At 63.7% G+C, this 22,358-nt stretch carries 16 protein-coding genes and 1 pseudogene; 14 read left to right on the top strand and 3 right to left on the bottom strand.

Going from position 1 to position 22,358, the window contains the following annotated elements:
- Nucleotides 1-139 precede the first annotated feature (139 nt).
- The 9 genes and pseudogenes from ON34_RS08580 (at nt 140) to ON34_RS08515 (ending at nt 14,700) form a co-directional block, all read left to right on the top strand.
- Complete coding sequence (locus ON34_RS08580) at nt 140-451, top strand: hypothetical protein (protein WP_040776391.1); 312 nt, start codon at nt 140-142, stop codon at nt 449-451.
- Nucleotides 448-2,289: a hypothetical protein gene (locus tag ON34_RS08575; RefSeq protein WP_040776389.1), complete on the top strand. Its 1,842-nt coding sequence runs from the start codon at nt 448-450 to the stop codon at nt 2,287-2,289. The genes ON34_RS08580 and ON34_RS08575 overlap by 4 nt, the downstream gene beginning before the upstream one ends.
- Before the next feature lie 28 nt (nt 2,290-2,317).
- Nucleotides 2,318-2,680 carry a hypothetical protein gene (locus ON34_RS08570; protein ID WP_040776387.1) on the top strand — a complete coding sequence of 121 codons (363 nt, stop codon included), beginning with the start codon at nt 2,318-2,320 and terminating at the stop codon, nt 2,678-2,680.
- An 88-nt stretch (nt 2,681-2,768) separates the two neighbouring features.
- A complete protein-coding gene (locus tag ON34_RS08565) occupies nt 2,769-3,485 on the top strand; it encodes a hypothetical protein (RefSeq protein WP_157172229.1) in 717 nt (238 codons plus the stop codon).
- Between the two features lie 57 nt (nt 3,486-3,542).
- The gene (locus ON34_RS08560; RefSeq protein ID WP_040776381.1) at nt 3,543-3,857 is read left to right on the top strand and encodes a WXG100 family type VII secretion target; all 315 of its coding nucleotides are present in this window, start codon (nt 3,543-3,545) and stop codon (nt 3,855-3,857) included.
- A pseudogene (locus tag ON34_RS38810) lies at nt 3,857-9,292 on the top strand (toxin glutamine deamidase domain-containing protein); the annotation flags it as partial. The gene ON34_RS08560 and the pseudogene ON34_RS38810, both read left to right, overlap by 1 nt.
- A gap of 100 nt (nt 9,293-9,392) precedes the next feature.
- Complete coding sequence (locus ON34_RS38805) at nt 9,393-9,926, top strand: SUKH-4 family immunity protein (RefSeq protein ID WP_040776363.1); 534 nt, start codon at nt 9,393-9,395, stop codon at nt 9,924-9,926.
- 2,801 nt (nt 9,927-12,727) lie between these two features.
- Entirely contained in the window at nt 12,728-14,266 is a 1,539-nt protein-coding gene (locus ON34_RS33435) for a DUF6301 family protein (RefSeq protein ID WP_051022276.1), read from the top strand.
- A gap of 83 nt (nt 14,267-14,349) precedes the next feature.
- Complete coding sequence (locus ON34_RS08515) at nt 14,350-14,700, top strand: hypothetical protein (RefSeq protein WP_040776356.1); 351 nt, start codon at nt 14,350-14,352, stop codon at nt 14,698-14,700.
- A gap of 189 nt (nt 14,701-14,889) precedes the next feature.
- Here ON34_RS08515 and ON34_RS08510 read toward each other — a convergent pair whose 3' ends face one another.
- Nucleotides 14,890-15,378 carry a DUF6301 family protein gene (locus ON34_RS08510; protein ID WP_157172226.1) on the bottom strand — a complete coding sequence of 163 codons (489 nt, stop codon included), beginning with the start codon at nt 15,376-15,378 and terminating at the stop codon, nt 14,890-14,892.
- Between the two features lie 291 nt (nt 15,379-15,669).
- On the opposite strand from ON34_RS08510, the gene ON34_RS35885 reads away from it, so the two are divergent.
- The 3 genes from ON34_RS35885 (at nt 15,670) to ON34_RS08500 (ending at nt 17,234) form a co-directional block, all read left to right on the top strand.
- Complete coding sequence (locus tag ON34_RS35885) at nt 15,670-15,849, top strand: hypothetical protein (RefSeq protein ID WP_157172225.1); 180 nt, start codon at nt 15,670-15,672, stop codon at nt 15,847-15,849.
- A 42-nt stretch (nt 15,850-15,891) separates the two neighbouring features.
- On the top strand, nt 15,892-16,803 hold the full coding sequence (locus tag ON34_RS08505) for a nucleoside hydrolase (RefSeq protein WP_051022275.1): 912 nt from the start codon (nt 15,892-15,894) through the stop codon (nt 16,801-16,803).
- A 200-nt stretch (nt 16,804-17,003) separates the two neighbouring features.
- Complete coding sequence (locus ON34_RS08500; RefSeq protein WP_157172224.1) at nt 17,004-17,234, top strand: hypothetical protein; 231 nt, start codon at nt 17,004-17,006, stop codon at nt 17,232-17,234.
- 202 nt (nt 17,235-17,436) lie between these two features.
- On the opposite strand, the gene ON34_RS08495 is transcribed toward ON34_RS08500, so the two are convergent.
- A complete protein-coding gene (locus ON34_RS08495) occupies nt 17,437-18,723 on the bottom strand; it encodes a helix-turn-helix domain-containing protein (protein ID WP_157172223.1) in 1,287 nt (428 codons plus the stop codon).
- A 218-nt stretch (nt 18,724-18,941) separates the two neighbouring features.
- Here ON34_RS08495 and ON34_RS08490 point away from each other — a divergent pair, with 218 nt between their 5' ends.
- The gene (locus ON34_RS08490; RefSeq protein WP_040776344.1) at nt 18,942-19,157 is read left to right on the top strand and encodes a hypothetical protein; all 216 of its coding nucleotides are present in this window, start codon (nt 18,942-18,944) and stop codon (nt 19,155-19,157) included.
- Between the two features lie 236 nt (nt 19,158-19,393).
- On the opposite strand, the gene ON34_RS08485 is transcribed toward ON34_RS08490, so the two are convergent.
- Nucleotides 19,394-20,173: an SDR family oxidoreductase gene (locus ON34_RS08485; protein WP_040776341.1), complete on the bottom strand. Its 780-nt coding sequence runs from the start codon at nt 20,171-20,173 to the stop codon at nt 19,394-19,396.
- 358 nt (nt 20,174-20,531) lie between these two features.
- On the opposite strand from ON34_RS08485, the gene ON34_RS08480 reads away from it, so the two are divergent.
- Nucleotides 20,532-21,956 carry a WGR domain-containing protein gene (locus tag ON34_RS08480; RefSeq protein WP_040776338.1) on the top strand — a complete coding sequence of 475 codons (1,425 nt, stop codon included), beginning with the start codon at nt 20,532-20,534 and terminating at the stop codon, nt 21,954-21,956.
- The last annotated feature ends 402 nt before the right edge of the window (nt 21,957-22,358 follow it).

The following is a 22,358-nucleotide window of genomic DNA, read 5'->3' as shown; positions in this document are numbered from 1 at the left end:
AAGCGTCGACGAATTCGGCCAGGCTGCGAACAGCCAATGTTCGGCTGGCCGACCTCCTGCCGTGTCTGCGATGATCTTGAAATCGACCCACTCGTCATGGGTCGGCTTACCGTGTGGAACCGGAAGTTAGGGAGGGGCTGTGCATTTCATCCCGGAATCCGTGCTGGGTATGGCGCGGGCGATCGACCCGGCGGTCGATGCGACGCAGGGGCACGCAACCAGGATCGCTGGAGCCGGGTTCGAGCCGACTCATGCCGGGCAGGACTACTTGGATCAAGGCCAGAAGCTTGCGGCGGGTATCGACGGGATCGTCACGATGTTGCAATCGTGGTCGGAAGCTTCCGGTGCGGCGGCCGCGGTTCTGCGGCAGGCAGTGACGATGAATGTGACCACGGACCAGAGCAATAGTGCCCAGATCACGGCGGCCACGGATCAGTTGGGACCGGCGTGACGAATCCTCAGCAGTACGAGAGGCAGTATCAAGCTGGCCTGGACAAGGCGCACCAGAATCTCGAACGCTTCCTCCGTGAGGACGGCAGCAACGTCTTCGACAAGCCGATCTGGAACGACCATCCGACACTCGCTGGCCCGGGTGTCAACGAGTTGCTGGATCAAGCTGCCCCCGGACTGGAGTGGTTCCGGCTGGCGCTGGTGCGGTACCACCGTGTGTGGGACGTGTTGAAGTTGCCCGGGTTCGACAGCATTGTCGTGGAGCCGCTGACTGTCGACGGTGTAGCGATCGGCGGCGAGCGCATCGACACCACCAGAGATCCGGACGGCGAGCAAGGCGAGATGCGCCGCCTGGAGGGCACATACTACGACCAGCAGCGCAGTATGAATCTCGACAGCTTGCGCAGGCTGGCGATTGCGTTCAACGGTGCCTCCGCAGGCACCGATTCCCACCCCAGCACGACCGATATAACGACCAATCTGGCCGGTGTGAAGGATGCTGTGCCAGAGGCATGGCAGGGCAACGCTGGCGGGGCTGCGCAGGACTATCTGGCCGGATTCCACGCGCACGCCGATCAGCAGAGCCAGTACCTGCAAGCAGTTGCCGCAGCGTTGAACGGGTTGCCGGACGTGCTACTGCAAATCGTCAAGGACAAGGCGAATTTCATCGCCGGATTCGATAGCTCCCAATGTCCGGTTGCCGGGCACGCCATGCGGCTGGGCGGCGCCGAAGACCCGGTGAGCAATATCATCTCCGTGGCGGCGGAAAGCACCACGTGGGGCTATCTCTACGGTGAGACGAACCAACGAGCAGCCGACCAGTTCCACATGACCGGCGTCGGCCCCGGAACCAGTGAGGGCTCCCAGAAGATCCGGGATGCCTGCAAACAGTGGCTGACCGATCATTTCGGCCCGGCGGTGCGGGAGGCGTTCAAAGCCTTCGTTCACCAGTGCGTGCTTGCCGACCATTACATTCGCCGCGCGTACCAACCGGTGATGGACCTGCTGGACAATCACAACCCACAGCCGTTTCCCAAGCCACAAGACCAGCAGAATCCCCAGCCGCAGAACCAGCAGACGCCGTCGTCGACGTCGCCCGCGAGCGTCACCAACACCAGCCCAGCCGGGGTCAACCCGACCACGCCGTCGAATACGAACCCGACACCGCATACTCCGACTTCGGTCAATTCGCCTGCATCGCCCCTCAATCCGCTACAGACGTTGGCTGGTCTTGCCAGCCAGGCGGGACAGGCAGTGCAGCAGGGCGTAAGCCAGCTACACAGCGCGGTGCAACAAGGACTGAGCGGGCTCGGCAGCGACACCACCGACACCGGATCACCGGTTGCCGATCCGGGCACATCGCCAGTATCGAAGACGCTGGCGAAGTTCACCATCGGCGGCGAAAGTATCGCGGTGACGCAAACGCCGGACGGTACCGTCACGGCAACGGTCACCGGACCTGATGGAAAGTCGCAACAGTATTCGATGGGAATCAAAGACGGTGTACCGTTCTTCACCCCGAGCGGGGAATCGCCGACCGTGTCCACCTCCGCCGACACTTCTCCGGCCATAAGCTCGGGAGTCGACGATGTGCCGACAGAAAAGCCCGCGCCGGCCACGCAGCCAGGTACTGAGCGAACACCGCAGGTCACGACGGATACTCCATCCAGCTTCCTCGTAGGCGGGTCGCAGGCGACCGCCTTCGAACCCGAGTTAGCGCTGGCAGGGCCGCTGGCGAGTAACGCGGCACCAGTGGCTCAGCACATCGAAACGCGTGCCGAAGCTCCTGCGGACCCGATGCCGCAACCTGTGTCCGCCGCCCAGCGGAACGACGGGTGAGGATCGAGATCGATATGGGGGACCAGAAATGAACTACCAAGCCGAGATGGATCGAATCGTCGCCGAGTACACGGCAGCCTCACGCTCGGTGATCAACCGGTTTCTCGACACGGACGCGCGAACAATGCAAAGCGGCGCAGAGTTGTTCGAGACTCTCCGGCATGAATTGGTCGGGCGCGACGAGCAGAGCCAAGAGAGCCCGGAAGAAAAACAAGCCCGTGAGGCCCGTGCGGAACACGATCGAATGCTGTGCGAGGCAGCCGCTCGGGCGAGGACCACTGCGGCCAAGCACACGCACGCCCGGGACAATTACGTCCTGCCGTCCGATTGGACCGATGAGGACGAGGCCAGGGAAGAGGGCTACGGCCCACCCAAGTCATGGCTGATCTAGTGATGAAGCATGCAGTTCTACCTGCCTGTGCTGCAAGGGTATTCGGTTTCGAGAGGTGGAGTTCTGAGATGAGCGGGTCAAGGTACTCATGGGTGTCCATCGCGGTTCGGAAGCGCGGCGGGGCGCGGTGATGAAAGAGCCCGATCTTTCCGACTTCGTGAATCCCGATCTCCGGAGGCAAATCTTGCCCGAGCCAACGGCCTCGCACCTCGCCTGGGCGCGAGCGAACCCAGGCAAGTGGAAGTACTTCACGGACCCGAACGCCGACAAGTCGGCAATCCGGAAGGAGAACGTGCTCGGTGGGTGGTTGGCCGACGAAAACGGCGGATTTGCTGAGACCTGGGTGAACCCTGAATTCATACCCGTCCCGGATTCGGTCGATGTGGAGTTGGCGAACGAGTTCGAACTGGTGCTATGGCGGACAATGTGGGGGTACAACAACGTCGCCTGGTTGATCGAGGCGTTCAGCCGCAGCGAGTTCATCGTGATGCTGGCCGCTGACGACCCGCAGGGGCAGGGTGGGTGGCCGTTCAGCCCCTATGGCTCGATGCGGAAATTGGATATCTACACCTCGCCGATCAGGTTGCCGAAGGACGTGAACCCCTGGCTGCGGCGGGTCGTCTCGGGCCGGGAGTTGCTCGAGCAGGTGTGCCCCCAGGAGTCGGTGTGGCTGTCGTTCAACCCCGGTCCATTTCTCAGCCCGGGCGACGACCTCCTTTGCCCCACCATTCCCGGTTCGCATCTGACTAATTGGTGGCGTAAATGGTCGGAGGCCGAAGGTGCAACAGAATCCGATGCGACGTAAACGCATGGGTCGACCTTCCGAGTACCACCGCAACCGCTCCCACCTGCAGGACCGCCCGTGACCAACTTTCGTGTCGACCCGGAAGCGCTGCGCGCCACGCGCCCAGGCTTCGCCAACGTCGCCGACAAGATTGCCGCCGCCGCACAGAACCTGCGCCGGGTCATCGAGGCCGAGGGCGAATGCTGGGGCTCGGACAAGATCGGCCAGAACTTCGCCAAGGACTACACCCCCGATGTCCCCAAAGCGTTGACCAGCATCGACAATCTCGGTAAGGCGATGAACAACCTGGGCGACAGCATGGTCGGAATAGCGAACACGCTGCAAAACCGTGACCAGGCCAACGCTACTCAGATCAACCAGATCGACAGCTGATGGGCATCGAAATCCCGGGTTGGCTCCAATGGGCGGCCAAATGGGTGGTCGGTGCAGGTGATTGGCCCGAGGGCGACGAGACCGCGATGCGGCGGGTGGCCGACGCGTGGTCGGGGATGTCGGCTGCACTGAATGAACTCGATGACGACGCCGCGCACGCGATGCAGCAGGCGCTGGCGGCGATCGACGGACAAACCCATGACGCGGTCGCCACCCACTGGGACAAACTGGCGGGCAAAGAAGGCGCCTGGCAGGCCCTGGTCAAATACATCGACAAGTTGGCCGACCAAATAGGTGACGGCGCAGCCGATATCGAACACACCAAGCTGGTCATCATCGGCTCGATGGTCATCTTCGCGATCGAGGTGGCACCGTTGCTGGCGACCGCGTGGACCGGCGTCAGCGGGGCAGGCGTGGTCGCTCTGCGGGTGGCCACCCAGGTCACTATCCGCATGGCGATCAAACAACTGATCGCCCGCATGCTCACCCGCGCCGCAGCCAAAGCCGCCGCCCGCGTGGCCCTGCTCGGCGCGATCAACGAGGCGCTGGAGGAAGGCGGCCTGGAAATCGGCGTCAAAATCTTCCAGCTCGCCGACGGGCGCCGCGACGACGTCACGCTTCGAGACTGGAAAGACGCCGGAATCGCCGCCCTCGCAGGCGCCGCCGGTGGCGCGGTCGGCGGCGGACTCGGGCGCAGTGGCCTGCTGTCCGGGGTCGATGACGTTGCCGCCAGCCGCCTGGGCCGAGCCGGCATTGCCGCCACCACCGAAACAGCCACCGGCATCGCCGGCGAAACCGCCGCCGCCGCAACAGTCGCCGCCCTCACCGACCAACCCTTCCAACTCTCCCTTGAAAGCATCACATCCTCTGCCGCACAGGGCGTGCCACACGGAATCCATTCCGCCACCGGCACTCGTTCAAACACCGATCCCGACACGACCCCATCCCCACCCGACATAGAAGATCCCGGCCCCAACCCATCCACACCCGGCGACAGCCAGCCCGAACGCACCCAACCCGCACAGAGCGACACCGGACAAACACAGCCGAGCAGCTCTCAGCCGGAATCGGAAGCGACCCAACCCGCGGGCACGCAAACCAACACAAACGGGTCCGACAGCGATTCCGCCACATCGAATCGCCAGCAAGACACCACGCCTGCCGCGACACAGTCGCAGAACACACCTCCTTGGACAAGCGACGACGGCAACGACACCAGCCCCACCCAGCCCTCACACGAGAGCACCAATCCGATCTCGGATAACGCTCAACCACAGAATCCGACTGCCACCACCGTCAGCACCGAGGGACACACCGAGCGGACGGACACACCCACCCACACCGATCCCACGGTGCGGCACGACACCCCAACGCCGGCGGAGCCTGCGAACCACGGCAACCCGCAGCCGAGCACATCGGCATCTCCCAGCGGGGACCCAGCGGGACAGCCCACCCCGCAGGCCGAGTCCGCACCGGACACCTCGGCCGCCCCTGGCACGCCGACGCCGAGCCTCGACCTGCCGGTCGACACAGTTTCCAGCAACCCCACACCGGCGAATACCCCATCACCCGAATCGAACACGCCCACACAACCGTCCTCCCCCGGTCCGGAAACACCCACACATACACCAACCGCATCCGACCCGGCAACGACACTGCACGAAAACACTTCGACGGCAGCAACTCCCAGCTCAGCCAACATGCCGTCATATCCAACAGGCCCCGACACCACGTCCCTCCAGACCGGCACGTCCGCACCCACTTCCGGTGCGCCATCGTCGGTGCCCCCCTATCAGCCCGCGTCAACACCAGGTCCCGCAACAACTGGCCCCAGCCACATCTCTACTACGGCAACACATGCCGGGCCACAGCCATCGACCGGAATACCGCAGCACCCAGACAACACACCAACACTGGCAACCTCGGCTCGGACGACGACCGCATCCAGCGACGCACTCCCTCCCACCAGTACTCCACCGCTCAACGGCCTCAGCACCCCATCGCATTCGTCCCCGCCATCCGAGGGCAGCCACCGCCCCAACACCGCCCCGGCGGACCAAAACGATCCAGCATCTCCGGGACAGGCCCCACACGCCACCCAACGGACTGAAACTCCCTCCAGCACAACGCGCCTCACCCGCGACCCGTCACCTCGCCCCGACCCACCAACCGCTCCCCGGCACGAGTCGGAATCGTCTCGCCCGCCCGCACAATCGCGGCCGCACCCACCCGCGTCGGATGCGACCACACCCACACACCGACCAACTCCCGCGCCGCCGGATCGGCACGCCCCGCCGGCCACACCAATCGCGGGGCCAGTCCCGGCCGAGAACCACCACCGGCCTTCAGCACCGGCTGGCACCACCAGCCGCACAGGTGGTCCTGCGGATCGGCTTTCGCGGCCGCAGCAGCCAGGCACCGGACCATTCGATCCGTTCAGTCATGAGCAGCAGTCCATCGACAGGTTCGTCGCCAGGACTGGCATGTCGTATGACGACGTCATCCGTGGTCTTCAAGACGGCAGCTTGGTTATCGGCAGCTATGGCGTCCACAAGACGATCCACCGGGAGGCGCTGCGACAGACGCCCGACGAGCTCGACCCGGAATACCTCACCGAGGTTGTCGATCACAACCTCCGCAATCACCGCGTGCGACGGCGCTACGCGAGTGTCGAGCCCGACGCATTCGAACCCGGATGCCCCGACAGCCGGATGCCCGATCACCTGACCCGGACCATGCCCGGCGAGGCGCTCGACCACGCAGCAGCACCGATCGACCCTACGAGGCTGGTGGTCAGCCATCACGGCGACGGCCTATCGCCGGTATGGCGTGACCGGAGCGAGGGAGACGCGTTCCTCGACGCCCGGAACGCGCTGTTCCGAATGGATTCGCGAGGGCCGGAGATCTTCGGCGTCGGCTTCGCGCCCCGCGATCCCAGCAACCTCAATATCGGTGCGCACGTCGGCCACACCGGACCAGGCCAAGCTGACGGGTTCGTGTCGTTGTCGAGGAGTCCGGAGCACACGATCGCCCGCGAAACGGACATCGCGCGCGACGACCTGAACCGGCTCGCCGACGAAGGACAGCTGACACGTCTTTCCGACGGCACCTTCCGGCAGACGATGTACATGCACGAGCTGTACCACCCACATGGCATTGATGTAGACGCCACCTTCCACGACGCCACAGCGCACAGCCGGTATCAAACGGGCAGCCACAGGGAAGCCGAGGTATTGGCCCCTGGCGGAATCTCCGGCGACACCGTTTACCGCGTCTGGCCGCGGGAAATCATCGTCGATGCCAGCGGAAACCTGGTATCCGTCACGGTCGGCGATCCGATCTACAACCCGCGCTTCGCCCACCTGGACAATCCCCGCTTCGCCGACACCCACAATATTCCTTCGCTCGACCAGGAACAGCAGGATGGCGAGCACGCCGAAAATGGCCATCTCGCAATCGAATACGCACCGCAGAACACACAAACCGCTCTTCCGGAACCTCCACCGCACCGGTCGGGTTTCGACCCTGACGTCCACAGGTACGTCGCCCATTTCAACGACGGCCGCGTGATCCCGCATGATCCGTTCTACTACGGCGAATACAACCCGCACATCGGCCGCTACCAGCCGACACCGCAGGAGATCGAGGCCGCCAACGCATACCCGCTGGGTGAGAGCCCGCACGACATCCAGGTGCGTAACTGGCTCGACGCCCAAAGCCAGCAGCACGCCAACTATCGGGCTCCCGAGTCCCAGCCTCCGCCGCGGCAGGACCCGTGGCGGTCGACGCAGGCACCAGAATCGCTGTCACCGATTCCGCGGTTGTCATCGACGCCACCGCATGCGGAGTCGGCGCCGCCGATGTGGGCCCACCAGGATCCGAACTACCTCGCCAATTCCCAGCGTCGGCCCGATTGGTGGCCGCGCACTGAGCATCCCGTACCGCCACATATACCCGATACACGCACACAGGTGGCGGATCTGCCATCAATGCGAGCTCCCGAATCGCTTCCACCGCCGACGCAAATACCGTCGCCGCCACAGCGCGTAGCGGAACCGCAGCCGCTCACCTCCCTACACCAACCGAGTCCTCCGCCCTCCAATCCTGCGCCGCACGAGACGAGACAACCCGCTCCTCCCCCGCGCCAACAATCCGAGCACACCACTGATAACCGCGAACCGCGGCAACACACCGACCCGCGCATCGAACGGAACACGGGCTCAGAACCACGGCGTCAGAGCCCACATGACCCTGTGCCACTGGATGATCCGCGCAGCTCAGCACGCCACACCGAGGTGCTCGATCATCGCCGTCCGATAGACCCGGAAACACAGCGAGCACTCGAAGCGCGCAATGCCCGCGAGAACTACCGCCGCCGAGCACCCGAAGACGGTCGAGTCATCGGGGTCCGGCCGAACCGAGCAACCGGCGTCCCCGCCTATGAGATGCGGCGGTACGCGGAAGGAACCGAGCGTATTGCCATGCTCGGTGTGCGAATCCACCTCGAAGCCGGCGCGCACATCTCCCCGCAAGAAATGCGGAATCTGATCGAGAACGCCCAGCTGGCAACAGACCGCGCCTTCAACTATGGACGCCGATTGCTCAACGGTGACTGGTTGATGGTCGACGTCGTCTTCACCAACGACCCGTCCACCGCACATCTTTCCGTCAACGTCGACCACGGACCCGGCGGCCCGAGAACCTGGCACCCACACGACACCCCCGATGTGCTCGCCAACCACCTGCGCGAGCATCTTGGCCTGCCTGTAGACAGCCAGAATCGGCCGACCGTACGTCCGGAAGACATACGGCAGATCAGCAACGACATAGCCGCGGCGAACACGCCCACCAGGTTCACAGGTCTGCCCGAAACTCGCTTCATCGGACGCAACCGGCTCGATCATCTCGAGGACCGGGCCTACCAGGAGATGGTCGAGGACTCGCTACGGGACGGCGACCGCTTCACAAGAGGCGCAGACCCGCGCACCCACCCGTATGGCCGCCTCGTCAATGACGGTGGTCCCCGCGTTCAGGGCCGCCGCAACAACTGCCTCGACTGCGCGTTGTCGGCCTTGGCCTCGTTCTTCGGCTCTCCTCAGGTGTCGCGACCGAGATGGCGCGACCTACTGTCCGATGGAACAGTCGACGACCGTACCGGTGAACAGCACGGGCTGGAACGCGCCGCTCAATGGCTCGGCAGCGATCTGTCGAGCTATGCAAACCATGGCTTGTCCGTACCGGACCAATTCGCCGCAGTCCACGACTCGATAGCCCATCTCGGCCCTGGCTCGGCGGCGCTGATCGTCAACGAATGGCACGCGCGCGACAGCAACGGCAACCTCCGATACGACGCGAACGGACACCCGATCACAGAAGGCACCCACGCCACTGTGGTCGTCTACCCGCCAGGCGCCAGTGGCCCCGTGTGGTGGGATCCGCAGTCCGGCGAAACCTCGGACCACCCACCGACACGGATGGTCAACGACTCGACGCGGCTATGGTTCACACCCATTCCGCCCGACCAAGGAGTAGACAATGCCGCAGCTGCACACCGAGGACCAAGTGGTTCGGTACCTGGCCGAGATATTCAATCCCGCACGGAAGTTCCGGCTCCACCAGTTCGAGAACGGGTGGGTCTGCGTCCCGATCCTGACACCGGAGGAGAGCGCCGCGGGACAGGGACTCGGCTTGACGAAATTGGTGATCGATTCCGAGACCGGCGTAGTGATCGAGTATCCGAGTTGGTCGGTACCAATGGTGATGGACGACTACACGGCGGCGAAACGGACCGGACGGCTGCCGATGGGCGGACAGGTGTACCCGCCGCAGTGGACGGTGAACATCGAACGGATTCAGGAAGACCCGACCGAAGTGGAGTACCTGGTACAAGCGTCGCCTACGACATCGGAGCCGAGCATCGAACACCATCTGATCATCGACAAGCAGACCCTGCGCTCCCGGACGAACACTTCCGCGATCCATCCGACGTGCGCCCAAGCGAAAGCGTGGGCATACGCCAACAGGAGCCCGGACGGGACCTGGCCGCAACGCGGGACGTTCGAGTTCTAGACGACGCCGACGAACGTAGCGGCACAGCAAACCCTGCCCCAATCTCCGCGCAGGTCACCTCGCCGAACCCGCACCGGCAGGTGCCACCGATCCCAGCCCGTGGATCAGCGCCCGCCGACCCAGGACGCTCGCGGGATCATTCCAGCGAACCCGATGACCGCCGCAATCCGCCGAATCCTGCTCCGGGTCCGAGTGCCGAAGACGCACGACGGTACGACCCCGCGTTCATCGAAAACCTACGAATTACCAATCCCACCCCGGACAACCGACCGGACACACGCCCCGTCGAGCGAAGCACCGACCCCAACGCCGCCGCGATCTACGCCCAAAACCAACGCATCATCAACCCCACCCCCGACAACCGACCCGAGACACGCCCCGTCGAGCGAAGCACCGCCCCCAACGCCGCCGCGATCTACGCCCAAAACCAACGCATCATCAACCCCACCCCCGACAACCGACCCGAGACACGCCCCGTCGAGCGAAGCACCGACCCCAACGCCGCCGCGATCTACGCCCAAAACCAACGCATCATCAACCCCACCCCCGACAACCGACCCGAGACACGCCCCGTCGAGCGAAGCGCTGAGCTCGATCCCCGAGATTCTGGCGTGCGCGGCGAGCAAGGGCGGATGCCTGTCGAGAGGCTCATCGACAACGTCCGCGACCGTGTCGCCCAGGATCCCAAATTCGAGCTGAGCTACAACAACAGGGAGCTCAACGCGCTGATCGAGCACGGACGTCGGCTGGGGATCGACGATCGCGGCATAGCCAACCTCATCCAGATCGGTTCCCGCCTCGCGAAGCCCATCACCGCTGACGTGCTCGCGCAGCACATGGAGAACTGGGCCAACGTGGTTTCCGATCGCGGCTACCCGTACCGCTTCGAGAACGACGGTCACTTCAACGCATTCGCCAGGGACCTCGATCGAATCATCCACGATGCCGGATTCGGTGACCACGGTGTCTTCATCCAAGGTTCGTCGCTGCGTAGTCCCCACGCGAACGACATCGACATCGCTGTCGTCATCGATCGTGACAGGTTCCATGAAATCCTCGTAGAACGCTACGACGGACGAATAGCGACCAAGGCCACCGATGCCGCACCAGCGAGTCCCCTGACCCTGAAAGGGCTCACACGGTCCGAGCTCCAGGAGCTGGCTCAACGGATCCACGAAAATCCGAAAGCTTACAACAATCAGGCGCATACCTTCTCCAATGCCGTTCGAAAAGGCGTCATCAGATCGACCCACGACATTTCGAAATCACTCAAAGCGGCCGGCAAAGAGATCCAGAGCTTGTATCCGGAGCTCAACATCGAGGATATTTCACTGATCGTCCCTGGCAGTGACTTCGATTCCAGTCCCGAGCTACCCGTCGTAGAAACCACCGACAAGGATCGCGCACAGGAACTCACTCGCCGGCTGGAGGCCGCGCGGGAACTGGAATTCCAGCGAGACCGGCTCGACGAACGACGCGGTCAGCTACTGGCGGGGCTGGACCCGCATACGCGGGAAATCGTGCAGTTGTCGAGAGACCTCGCAGAGACGAATCGAATACCGAATACGGCGGAGGCGCTACGACATGCCCAGGCGCGCGACGCGCTCGAGCGCATACGGGAAGCGCTCGGCGGTGACGCTCCGCTCACCCGAGCGAGTGAAGATATCGCGCGCGCGAAGGAAAACTTGGCCGCGGCGCAGCAGCTCGAGCTCCACAGCCGCCTCGACGCGCTGCGTGAACTTCCGCTGGGCGAGCACAGAGGAGTCGTCGCACAGATCGTCGAACTCGATGTGCGCGAGCGAAATCTCCCGGCCACTATCCAGCTCGAGTTCGCCGAACGACGACTCGTCGAGGTAGCCACCCGGGAAGTACTGGAGTTCCGTCACCAGCAGGTCGGGGAGCGCACCCGCTCCGTCCAGCACGACCTGAACAGGGCACGCGAATACGAACAGGCCCTCGCTCGTGGCCAGGCTCCGGAGCTGGGCGAGGTGATCCGGCATTTCGAGGCAATACAGCATGTGATCCGGCATGAGCAGGCGATGGAGGCTCGCGGGCTGGAAGCATTGGGGCTGGATCCAGCGCATCGGCGACTCGTTACCCAGGCGCTTGATGCCGACCGTGCCCGCACACTCGGCAAAACAGCGGAAACGTTGGGCAAGGAAATCGTGCGACAACATCACAACGAGATCGTCGGGCAGAGTAGAGTTCTGCAATTAACTCCGGACCAGGCAAGGGACTTGAATATACAGACTTATTCGCTGTGCCTGGACCTCACACCGACGAATTACGATCATTCAAGGGGCGTCTACGTGTACGAGCCGCCAGGGCGACCGCCCGTCCGGGTCCCCCACGATTCGCTGGAACGCCGGTACGCGGAGGCTGTCAGAGCAATACGAGACGGACTTTCCCCGCAAGCAGTCGAGATCGAGTTCCTTCGATCGATCGGCCATGCGACGCCAGCGGAGGAAGCTACCCGGCAGCGTCCCGAGAATTCACCTCGAGTAAGCAGAGCGCGCGCGCTCGAGCTCGAACGTGCGCGGCAGTTCCGGCTCGAACGCGAGCGTTGAACGTGCCGCAAGAGAGGCGATGACTATGGTGATTCGACGACGTATGCGAGACGACCATGATGTGCGTACCGGGCAGGTCGAGGCATCGAGCTGCGACCGATCGCGAGCGACGACGTACACGACCGGGCGCAAACACGCGACGCGATTGCATTGGACGGCGACAGTGCTCGTTGACTCACATGCCGAGCCGACTGCTCGCGAGCAAGCGATCGCGCCAGAAGAGCGGGGATCACTGTGACCCAGTGGGAACAATTCGCCGACGAGCTCGCGGAGAGGCTGTCCACCCTCTCCGCCGGAGTAATCGTGAAAGCTATTGAGCCCGAGGCACCCGGCCAGTTCCGACTGGTCCAATTCGCGCAGGACGCCGACTCACTCGTAGCCGAACTGACCGGGGATGCATACCTCGACCCCGCCGACCGTCCCACCCTCGAAGGACGACAGCGGATCATCGATGCCGGCTGGCAACTACCCGATTCCGACCACGGCGATAACTGGTGGATCGAACTTCCGTGGCCGAACCCCGCGAGCATCAACCATCAACTCGCGGCAATGGTTGTTGCCGGACTTCGCGACGGCTTTCGAATCCCCAGCCCGAACGCCCTGAGCTACGACGCATGGAAAGCTGGCTACGACAATCGCTCCAGGGAGCTACCGTCTACTTGGACTCCCGAACGTCGGCCGGAAACGAATCTGCTGAAGCGGCAACTGACACTCGTCCTGCATGGCCCGCTCGACCAAATCCACCTCGACCGGTTGCGGGACATCCTCGGCCTGACCTCATCGGGCTCCGCCACCGACGCAGTCGGCACCCAACTCGGACAGCGCCCCCAGTGCCACCCGAAATACCGGACGATCACGGTAATGGTCCTGACCCTGCTGCGGACTGACACCCATGAATGGTCCATTACGCTCGACGCCATACCGGGCACCCAGTTCTCCAAATGGAAGTGCCTCGCCGAAATCAGCGTCCGCGCAGCTGGACTCGCCATCGCCGAACGACAGCGGCCGTCGTCGACGCCCACCTCCGCTATCGGCGCCCCGGAGCCGATGGCTCGCATCGATCAATCCACCGAGAAACAATCAACGGCCGGCGCCGCGCTATCGGCCACCGCGCTGCCGATGCCGACACCACAGCTGGATCTCAGCACGATTTCGCTCACCGGCACTACAAGTCTCGGGGGCAACTTGCCTGCATACGATGCCGACCTCATGGACAGAGCGATCCGTCAGCTCGAAGCCGTGTCGCCCTATACGCCAACGCAGCCACCAATCCACCAACCGGCGGTGGAGGACACAGAGCTGGTTCGACTCGTCACCGGACTCCGCGATCTGGTCTGGTCGTGGCAAATGGATGATCTGGTGACCCTCAGCGCTCGAGCCGGACTCTGGACGATCGAAAGACACGAAACCGATCGGGTGGTATTAACCAGCAGGTATGTGGCCGGGGAAGGTTATGTGCATGGAAACGCCCGTGACGTCTATTCCATCGACCTGCCGGTCGCGACCATCGCGGCCGAGAGCAACGAGAGCCGAACACAATCGCACGACATCTTCACCCGAATGACCACCGTACTCATCGAAACCTACGGCGAACCTACCGAACGTTACTCGGGAACGAACCCACAGGTCGAATGGGCCGGAACGGAAAATTCGCTGATCCTGGCCTATCAACCCCCCTCCGTCCGGGTCATCGTGAGACTCAACCCCGGAGTCACCAGAATTTATGGAGAAGCAGAAAGCACTCGCCGGAACCGAAACGGAGAGCAGCTCTAGCGTCGGTCGCTTCGTTCTCCCCGAGCGATCGGCGTAGAATATCGGTTCCGACCACGTCGACCGCCGCCGAAAAAAGGACATTCATGGCAATTACCTCGTACCACGGAACCTTTTATACCGACAGCCCGGAAATTATGGAGCAGATACTGAGATCGTGGCTTTCGGTAGATGATCTGCAGATGAAGCCGCATCGCGGGTTCCAAATGCACTACGAGACCGACGGATTCGAACTCTATTGTTACGATGCAGGGGGTCCGGGCGGCCCCACCTACTTCCTTCTCGAAGGGCGTATCGAGGACACGCCTGATATCGCTACTGCTCGGCTCGGAAAACTTGCAGAACACTCCAGAAACGTAGGTCTGGAATTCAGCATCGACTACGAAGAAGTTGATGAGGAGGGAAATCCGTTGACCGCCGAGAAGACGCTCAGCTGACCCGAACCTGGTCATTGTTGGTCTGGTCGTCAGTCTCCGTACGATTCGTTGTGTCCAAGGGCTTGCCCGCCCACAACCGGAGACTTGACCGCCTACGGCTGGATGGAGGGCGAAGAACTAGACTTGACCGAGCTGGCACCGGCCGTCGGGGCGACACCCCGCCTCGATTAGACCCCGAACGGCGCGCCGTCAGAGAACTCCGCGTGCCTGGAGCTCGTCGAGGATCAAACGATAGTCGGGCCTGACCACAGAAGCGGTGACGCTCCGGTCGAGAACAACCAGTTCTCCCACGAATTTCGGCATCTTCCACAGAAGCTTGGCATTGTGCCCGGGCGCGCGCACGATGGGGTCTCCGAGGACGTCGATAAAAGGAGCGCAGGCCTCGTTGAACACGTCCATCAAGAATCCTCGGGATGAAGATTCTACGAAGTCGGTGAGCTGGACTGTGACTTGGTCCACCTTCCGATCAGCGATATCGAAAGTGACGAAAGGCTTCGCCAGCCGGGCCTTTGTCAGCATGACGACCGTCGTCTCGGTGCCGAATTCCGCAGGCTTCCAGCCCATGGTCTCGCTGAACCGTTGCACATCCCCGACTTCCCAAGTCCAATCGAAGTCCATGGCAGCACGGACAAAATCCACCGCATTCGCCACATCCGCCTTGGATTCGGCGTTCCCCACCTTTGCTCCTTCATATCGCATTCCCGTATCCAACTTGTCGATGCCGTCGCCATATCAGCTTACCTCAAATGGCGCAGTTCCAGAATGGCGCCTCGTGCTGGACCGATTCGCGGAAATTCGCACCCCTCGAGCGAAGCGCCGACACCCGAGCCTGGAACCGGACATGCCGAATCGGTCGGCAAAGTTTTCCGATTTCGACCTCACTGTGGCTTGGACGGACATCCACTCCGCCGCCAACCATAACGACTCCTCGGCTAGCAGAGCTGAACCCGCGACAGGAGAGATGGACCGATGGCACTCTACTCGGAGATTCGAAAGGTGAAAGAGGATGAACAGCAGGTCCGCTATGCCTACACCGACGTGTCCGGAGTCGAGCAGACTCTCCGTCTCGACAAGCTTGCCGAGACGCCCGCGTGCGACAGGGAGCGAAAGGATGCCTCGGTGGCCGAGGAAATCAGTGGCCCGGTATAATCGATCAAAGGGATCATTCCCAGAGCGGGAATCGACGATGCGTTGCCGGACGTCGAGTGGTTTCCAGAACCGTCCGTGGTCCCACTGATCATCGATACCGATATCGGCGGCGAACCCGACGACGCAATCGCACTGATCGTCGCTGCCGGGCTCCCCAGCCTCTCACTCGTGATCACCAGCGACGAGCAGGGTGGTCAGCGGGCCCGGTTCGCTCGATGCCTGCTGGACCTGATCGGTCGCTCCGATGTTCCAGTCGTCGCAGGCGCTGAGCTTCGGCACGAAGACAGCTGGGCAGCACATGAATTAGTGCCCAACTACATTCCCGCCCAGCCTTCCGATGTCCTGGCGGCAGTTCGCCGCGTGTTGGACCAGCACGATGGTCAGATCAGCTGGGTCGGCCTTGGGCCGATGTCGAATCTGGCCGCGGTCCTCGCCGCCGATCCTGCCTTTGGGGAGCGGCTTATCATCACTCAGCAGGAGGCCGCGGTGAAATTCTCTCCTGATGGCGGGCAGCGGAACTTCGCGCTGGATGTGGATGCGGTGCAAAGAGTTCTCGCAGCAGGAGCCGCGCCGTGGATCGTACCGGCCGACGTAACTTTCCAGCTGGCGAACTCCCTGTCCATGGACTCACTGGAGTTCGATCTCCTTGAGGAGGGCAATGATCCGGCTCGTGAGATCCTTCGCGATCACCTGGACCAGTGGTTCGACAACTTCGCCCCGTTCGTCACGCTGCACGCAGTGCCGACCCTGGCACTGGGGATCGGAATGCCTTATCTAGGTTCTATATCGGCCGCCATCGGCCTGGACGAAGCTGGTCGCGTCATCCCTGGTGACGCTTCCGTTCACTTTGTTCGGACCGCCGACTACAGCAGGCTGCGCGCATGGCTGGTCCATCGCTTGGAGCTGGTTCAATCCAACCTGGACGTCCACCCCGCCTCCGATCACAACGACTAGCTCGGCTAGTGCCCCGACCAGATAGGTTCACTGGTACTCGAGTGCGGTGACGCGGCGAGGTTAGTCGAATGGCGCTGCGACACGCCGTGGCCAGCCGCCTTTCGACTACCTTCGCGGACTTGTCCATACCGGCGGTTACAGCAGAAGCTGTCTGGACGAGGCACTAGCTGAGCTGAACCCGCGACAGGAGAGACCAACCGATGGCACTATACGCGGAAATTCGAAAGGTGGAAGAGGACGAACAACAGGTCCGCTATGCCTACACCGACGTGTCCGGGGTCGAGCGGACTCTCCGTCTCGACAAGCTTGCCGAGACGATACGCCTCGAAACCAGCGCCGACGACATCCTCTTCCGCGAAGTTGCGGCCAAGGTCGCCTCTGCTTGGCTGGAAGGCAAGAGGGCGCCTGATCGCCTTATCGTGCAGTCGTAGTCGGCCACACATCCTTGCGCTGTGACGTCGAACTAGTTGCCATATAGCTGGGGCAATAGACCAAGCGACGTCGACCTATCGGTTTGAAGCCGCCATCGGGAGAAGGCCGTGGACTCGCCAATCATCACACGGACGATCTCGACCGCAGCATTCGCGTCGACCTTCCTGGCGTTGCGGGCATTCCGCGATTGCTTCACGAGGACTACACCTGTGCTGCACGCCTCCCCAAGAACTCCCGCACTTCCGGTACGGCGGCATGGGTGCGGACCATGTTGGCGATCGAGTCGATTCGCTGGTGCAGGCGCGTGGAGGCGAGGCCAGCGATGGTGTCGTAGTTGTCGGCGAGCAGGGCGCAGGCTCGGGCGACGTCACCGGCGGTGGCGAAGTTCTCCGCGAGATGAACTTGCCACGCGGCGCGCTCCCGGGGCCAAGCGGACGACTTGTCTATCGCGGCAAGCAGATTCGAGGTTGCCGCGGAGTGCTCACCGAGCCGCATCTGCGCCCAGCCGACACCACCAACGAATTCAGCCTCGGGGAGGTAGACCCAATCCGGGTCGTGTCCGCGGGTTGATTCGTATGCGCGGTGCGCCCGGCTGATCGCCGCCGCCATTGCCGACTTGTCACCGCGAACCCCATGGGCTTCGGCTTCCCTGATCGCAATCAACGCGCGCAGTTTCGGGCCACCGTCACGGAGTGAGGCCCGTGCAGCGGCCTGCGCATATTGCACGGCGAGGGGGTTCCCTGCGGAGTCCCCTCCGGGGCGGCTCGCCATGAGGCAGCTGGCATTTCCGAACGCGTGCGCCGCCGCGATCCCGTCACCAGCCGCGTTCGCGGCATTCGCCGCATCCGCGTAGTACCGACGGGCATCATCGAGACGACCCGCGTCGTAATGCACCCACCCAGCGGCGGTCATCATCTCGGCAGCGGCGCTGGTGAGCGCCCGACCGACCGCATCGGTGTAGCTGCCGTGGTCGAGAAGCTGCTCGACATAACGGACTTGGTTCGCCGCCACCCGGCACAACCGATCGCCACCGACCACCAAATCCAGTTCATGGATCTGGTTCACGCTCTCGGTGATGGCCTCCACATCGCTCGCGCCGACTTTCACGCTGGATGCCGATGCGACTTTCGCTGGGGCGGTGGCCGACATCATCGCGGCCCCCGCACTCCCTAGTACCCCTGCTCTGAAGAAGTTGCGACGGTCCACATCTGCCTCCTGGTCCGACTCCACTACCAGTATGGCAAGCGGAACCCCGAGCGCACGGGCCACAAGCCGCAGAACACGAACATCATGCGAAGCCGGTCCGCCACGCTCCAACCCCGACACAGCGGGCTGCGAGAAGTTGATGAGTGCACCCAACTCGGCTTGGGTCATGCCGAGGGACTTCCTGATCCGCCGGATGACTTCGCCGGTCGTCATGTGCATAGCCAGCATCCCCCGATTGATGGTCGATTTCCCCTGAGCATCCGCCCCGGACAGCGGCGGCACCCGCAGGATATACGCCGCATTCCATAGCCGGAGCGCGAATCTGAATTCGCACTCCCACCTGGTTTTTCGTGGACCGTACTTTCGGCTGCGGCGCCCGGTGCCGGGCCGACGCCGCACCCACAGCGGCGCATCGGCCCGCCAGAGTGGCGGACCGGTGGCGAGAGCCCCCGGCACCGGGCGCCGCCCACCGACCGATGCTCGACACAGAGAGGTGTCACGTGTCCACGAATTCCCTCGCCATTTATCAGCTCATCGCCTTGTACGACGCTGCCGCGCATCAGGCGCCGACCCTGCCCTTCACCATCGGTCAAGCCCACGAGGTGATGCGCCTGCACGTTGCGTGCCGAGCGAAACACTGCCTCCGCAAAGCCGCGGCACGACAGGTACTGATCGACAGCGGACGACTGGTACCCGACCTGAGCAAGCCGCACTGACGCCGGATGTCCCGGCCCGAGCCATCGGACCCACATCGAATCCGCCATATCCACATCGAATTCGGCGTACTGCGGCTGGACTACCGTGCAGGCGCCGAGCAAGCCCGGGATGTGGCATGCCAACTGGCCCAGAGCTTCCCGGGACTCATCGTGACGGTCGATGACGACATTCGCGACGATCTCCCACGACTGCCCTGCGCACGGCTCTGGGACCACCCTCTGCCACGCTCCACCCGTTATTGACGCCGAGGCGTGCGGCGGTAGGCGTTCGCGGGATCTGACGCGACGAACTGCGCCCACGTCTGCCCGTCATGGGCATGATCGGGGCAGGTGTTCTCCCCGGCTCGGAATGCGCGGCCGACCCTTCCTGGCACCGGAATGCGGACAATCCGTCGCGGACGCTGCCGAGCGTCCCGCCACACCTGCGCCAGCTGCTGCAACGTCAGTACTTCCGGACCACCGAAGTCGGAAGCACGTCCCGCTGGTCCGCCGTTGACCAGCTCGGCGATCCGCCGCGCGACGTCGGCGGCGGCGACCGGCTGGAAGCGGAAGTCCAACGGCAACGGCGCAACCGGCCATCCCTCGACGGTCTGCAACACGGATGCGATCAATTCGTGGAATTGCGTCGCCCGCAGAATCGTGTGCGGCACGCCGCTGTCGATGATCTTCTGCTCGCACGCCAGCTTGTTGCGGTAATACCGGTACGGGATGCGATCGATGCCCACGATCGACACGTAGAGCAGCTGCTCGACACCCTGCGCGGCGCGAAGCAGATTCTCGGTTTGCGCGATGTCGGGTCCACCCCACCGACGGAAATCCGAGGCGGCATGCACGATCACGTCGGTGCCCGCGGCAGCCTCCGACACGCCCTCACCCGTCCGCAGGTCACCGGCATGCGTGCCCGCCCCGGGGCGTCGGGAGAGCACCCGGACGTCGTGGCCCTGTTCACGCAACCGGCCGACCACCAGCCTGCCCAGTGCGCCGGTTCCGCCCGTGACGAGAATGCGACTGCCCATCTATTGCTCCTTCCACATCGTCAACCTCTTTCTCGGACCGATCGGGTCGCGCAGATGGCTCGGCAACGGACGGTCACCATCGAGATCCGGCGACCTGCCCGTCAGGGACATCAGCGTGGCCGTCGCTGTCGACAAGTTCACCAGAACCCACCCTGCCCGGGTCGGTCGTCACCACGATCCAGCTCGGCGTGTCCCCCGGCCGACGGGTCCGCGACCGTTCGGCCTCACCACCGACCTGCGGCTCACGACTCGGCTGGAGCGCTTCCCCGCACGACCACCGCTGCGATCGGCGTCGAATGTCGGTGCCCCTTGCTAGCTTTCGTTCCGTTCTGATCTGACGAATACAGGCGAGGCGCACATGACAATCGGGGGATCCACCTATCTCGAACTGTCCGAGGACAGCGGTTCCGCGCACAAGTTCTACGAGGTAGTCGTCGCGGGCACGCAGGTGAGTGTCCGTTTCGGTCGCATCGGGGAGCAGGGGCAGACGAAGGTCAGTTCGTTCGCCACCGAGGAGAAGGCGCAGGCGGCCGCGGCGAAGAAGATCGGCGAGAAGGTTCGCAAGGGGTACGCGCCCGCGGTGATGGGTGCGCGGGCCCGGCGTCCGGTGACCAGGCGGGCGATCAGCAGCCAGCGCTCGACGGCGAAGTCCGCGCCGGTGCTGTGGAGCTTCGACTCGGGCGCCGCCGCGTTCGGCATCTTCGTCGACGAGCGTCGCTGCTGGGTGGGCAACGAGAACGGTGACGTGTACATTTTGACTCCGGAGGGCGTGGTCACCGGCCGTTACCGTCTGCCCGACTCGGTGAAATGCATTGTGGCCGACGACTTCTGGATCTACGCCGGGTGCGACGACGGCCGCGTCTACGACCTGTCGGGCAAGGTGCCGAGGGCCGCCTACGACATCGCGGCCGACGTCGACATCTACTGGCTGGACATTCACGACGGCATCCTGGGTGTCTCCGACCGCCAAGGCGGCATCACGGTGATCGACTACGAAGAGGAGTCGCTGTGGAGCCGCCGCAGCACCGGCGACTCGGGGTGGATGGTGCGCATCGACCCGAACGGCGTCTACCACGGGCATTCCACCGGCGTCACCAAGTACGACCTGGACAGCGGGAACACCCTGTGGCATGCCGATACCGGCGGCGACGTGCTGTTCGGCTGGCAGGAATCCGACGCGGTATACGCCGGGACGAGCCGTCGTCAGGTCCGGATGGTGGCCAAGAGCGGCCGGGCCGAACGGACCTACCAATGCGATGCCGCGGTTTTCTCCTGCGCCACCTCACCTGACGGACGCTACGTCTTCGCGGGTGACAACTACTCCTCCGTGTACTGCTTCGACTCCGCCGGGAACCGGCTGTGGAAATTGGCCACCGGCTGCGGCTCGGCCTATTCCATGCAGTACCACGACGACAAGCTGTATCTGGTGACCACCACCGGCACGCTGGCCTGCCTCGATGTCAGCGAAGCCGCCATCCGCGACGCCGAGCAGGGTGTGCTGCCCGAGACGGTGTCGGTGAAGGCCCCGGAGATCTCCGCCGTGGTGCCGAGCAACACCGTCGAGGTGACCTCCGACGCCGGAACCGGTGTCATCGTGGAATGCGTGAACCAGGGTGGCGCCCTGCGCGTCCGCGTCGTCTCCCCGGGATATCAGCACGGATGGAATGTCCAGTTCCCCAAGGATATTCGCCGTGCGGGTGCCCGATACGTGGTCGACGGCGTGTCCGAGTCCGCGCGCGGCGGTTTCTATCGGGTACGCGGAGATATCCGGCAACTGAACTGACCTCGTTCGGCTCGATCGTCAGCCGGCGCAGCCACCGACGTTCCCGGCAACTGTTGCCATAAGGCGCATCAGTTGCCGGGGCCGCGGGGGTGCGGAGGCAATCGGTGGTTATCGACGCCGAGACGTGCGGCTGTAGGCGTCCGCGGGCCGAACCGAAAGTCCGACGGCAACCGCGCGACCGGCCCCCTCGACGGTGTGCAAAGCGGACGCGATCAACTCGTGGAACTGCGTCGCCCGCAGAATCGTATGAGGCGGCATGCACGATCCCGTCGGTCCCCGCGACAGCGCCGATAGGCCCTCACCGTCCGCAGAGGTCGCCGACGTGTGTGCCCGCCCCCGCTTTGTCGGACCGATCGGGTCGCGCAGATGACCCGGGAACAGGCGGTGACGGAGCTGCGGCAT

The sequence above is a fragment of the Nocardia pneumoniae NBRC 100136 genome (assembly GCF_000308755.1).
GTDB classification, from domain to species: Bacteria; Actinomycetota; Actinomycetes; order Mycobacteriales; family Mycobacteriaceae; genus Nocardia; species Nocardia pneumoniae.
This window is presented reverse-complemented; position numbering and strand designations above follow the sequence as displayed.

Bases quoted from the DNA above. Each gene is read 5' to 3' on its own strand.
- ON34_RS08480 (WP_040776338.1), top strand. From the start codon at position 20,532: ATGACAATCGGGGGATCCACCTATCTCGAACTGTCCGAGGACAGCGGT.
- ON34_RS08515 (WP_040776356.1), top strand. From the start codon at position 14,350: ATGGCAATTACCTCGTACCACGGAACCTTTTATACCGACAGCCCGGAA.
- ON34_RS08500 (WP_157172224.1), top strand. From the start codon at position 17,004: ATGGCACTATACGCGGAAATTCGAAAGGTGGAAGAGGACGAACAACAG.
- ON34_RS08485 (WP_040776341.1), bottom strand. From the start codon at position 20,173: ATGGGCAGTCGCATTCTCGTCACGGGCGGAACCGGCGCACTGGGCAGG.
- ON34_RS35885 (WP_157172225.1), top strand. From the start codon at position 15,670: ATGGCACTCTACTCGGAGATTCGAAAGGTGAAAGAGGATGAACAGCAG.
- ON34_RS38805 (WP_040776363.1), top strand. From the start codon at position 9,393: ATGCCGCAGCTGCACACCGAGGACCAAGTGGTTCGGTACCTGGCCGAG.
- ON34_RS08565 (WP_157172229.1), top strand. From the start codon at position 2,769: ATGGGTGTCCATCGCGGTTCGGAAGCGCGGCGGGGCGCGGTGATGAAA.
- ON34_RS08570 (WP_040776387.1), top strand. From the start codon at position 2,318: ATGAACTACCAAGCCGAGATGGATCGAATCGTCGCCGAGTACACGGCA.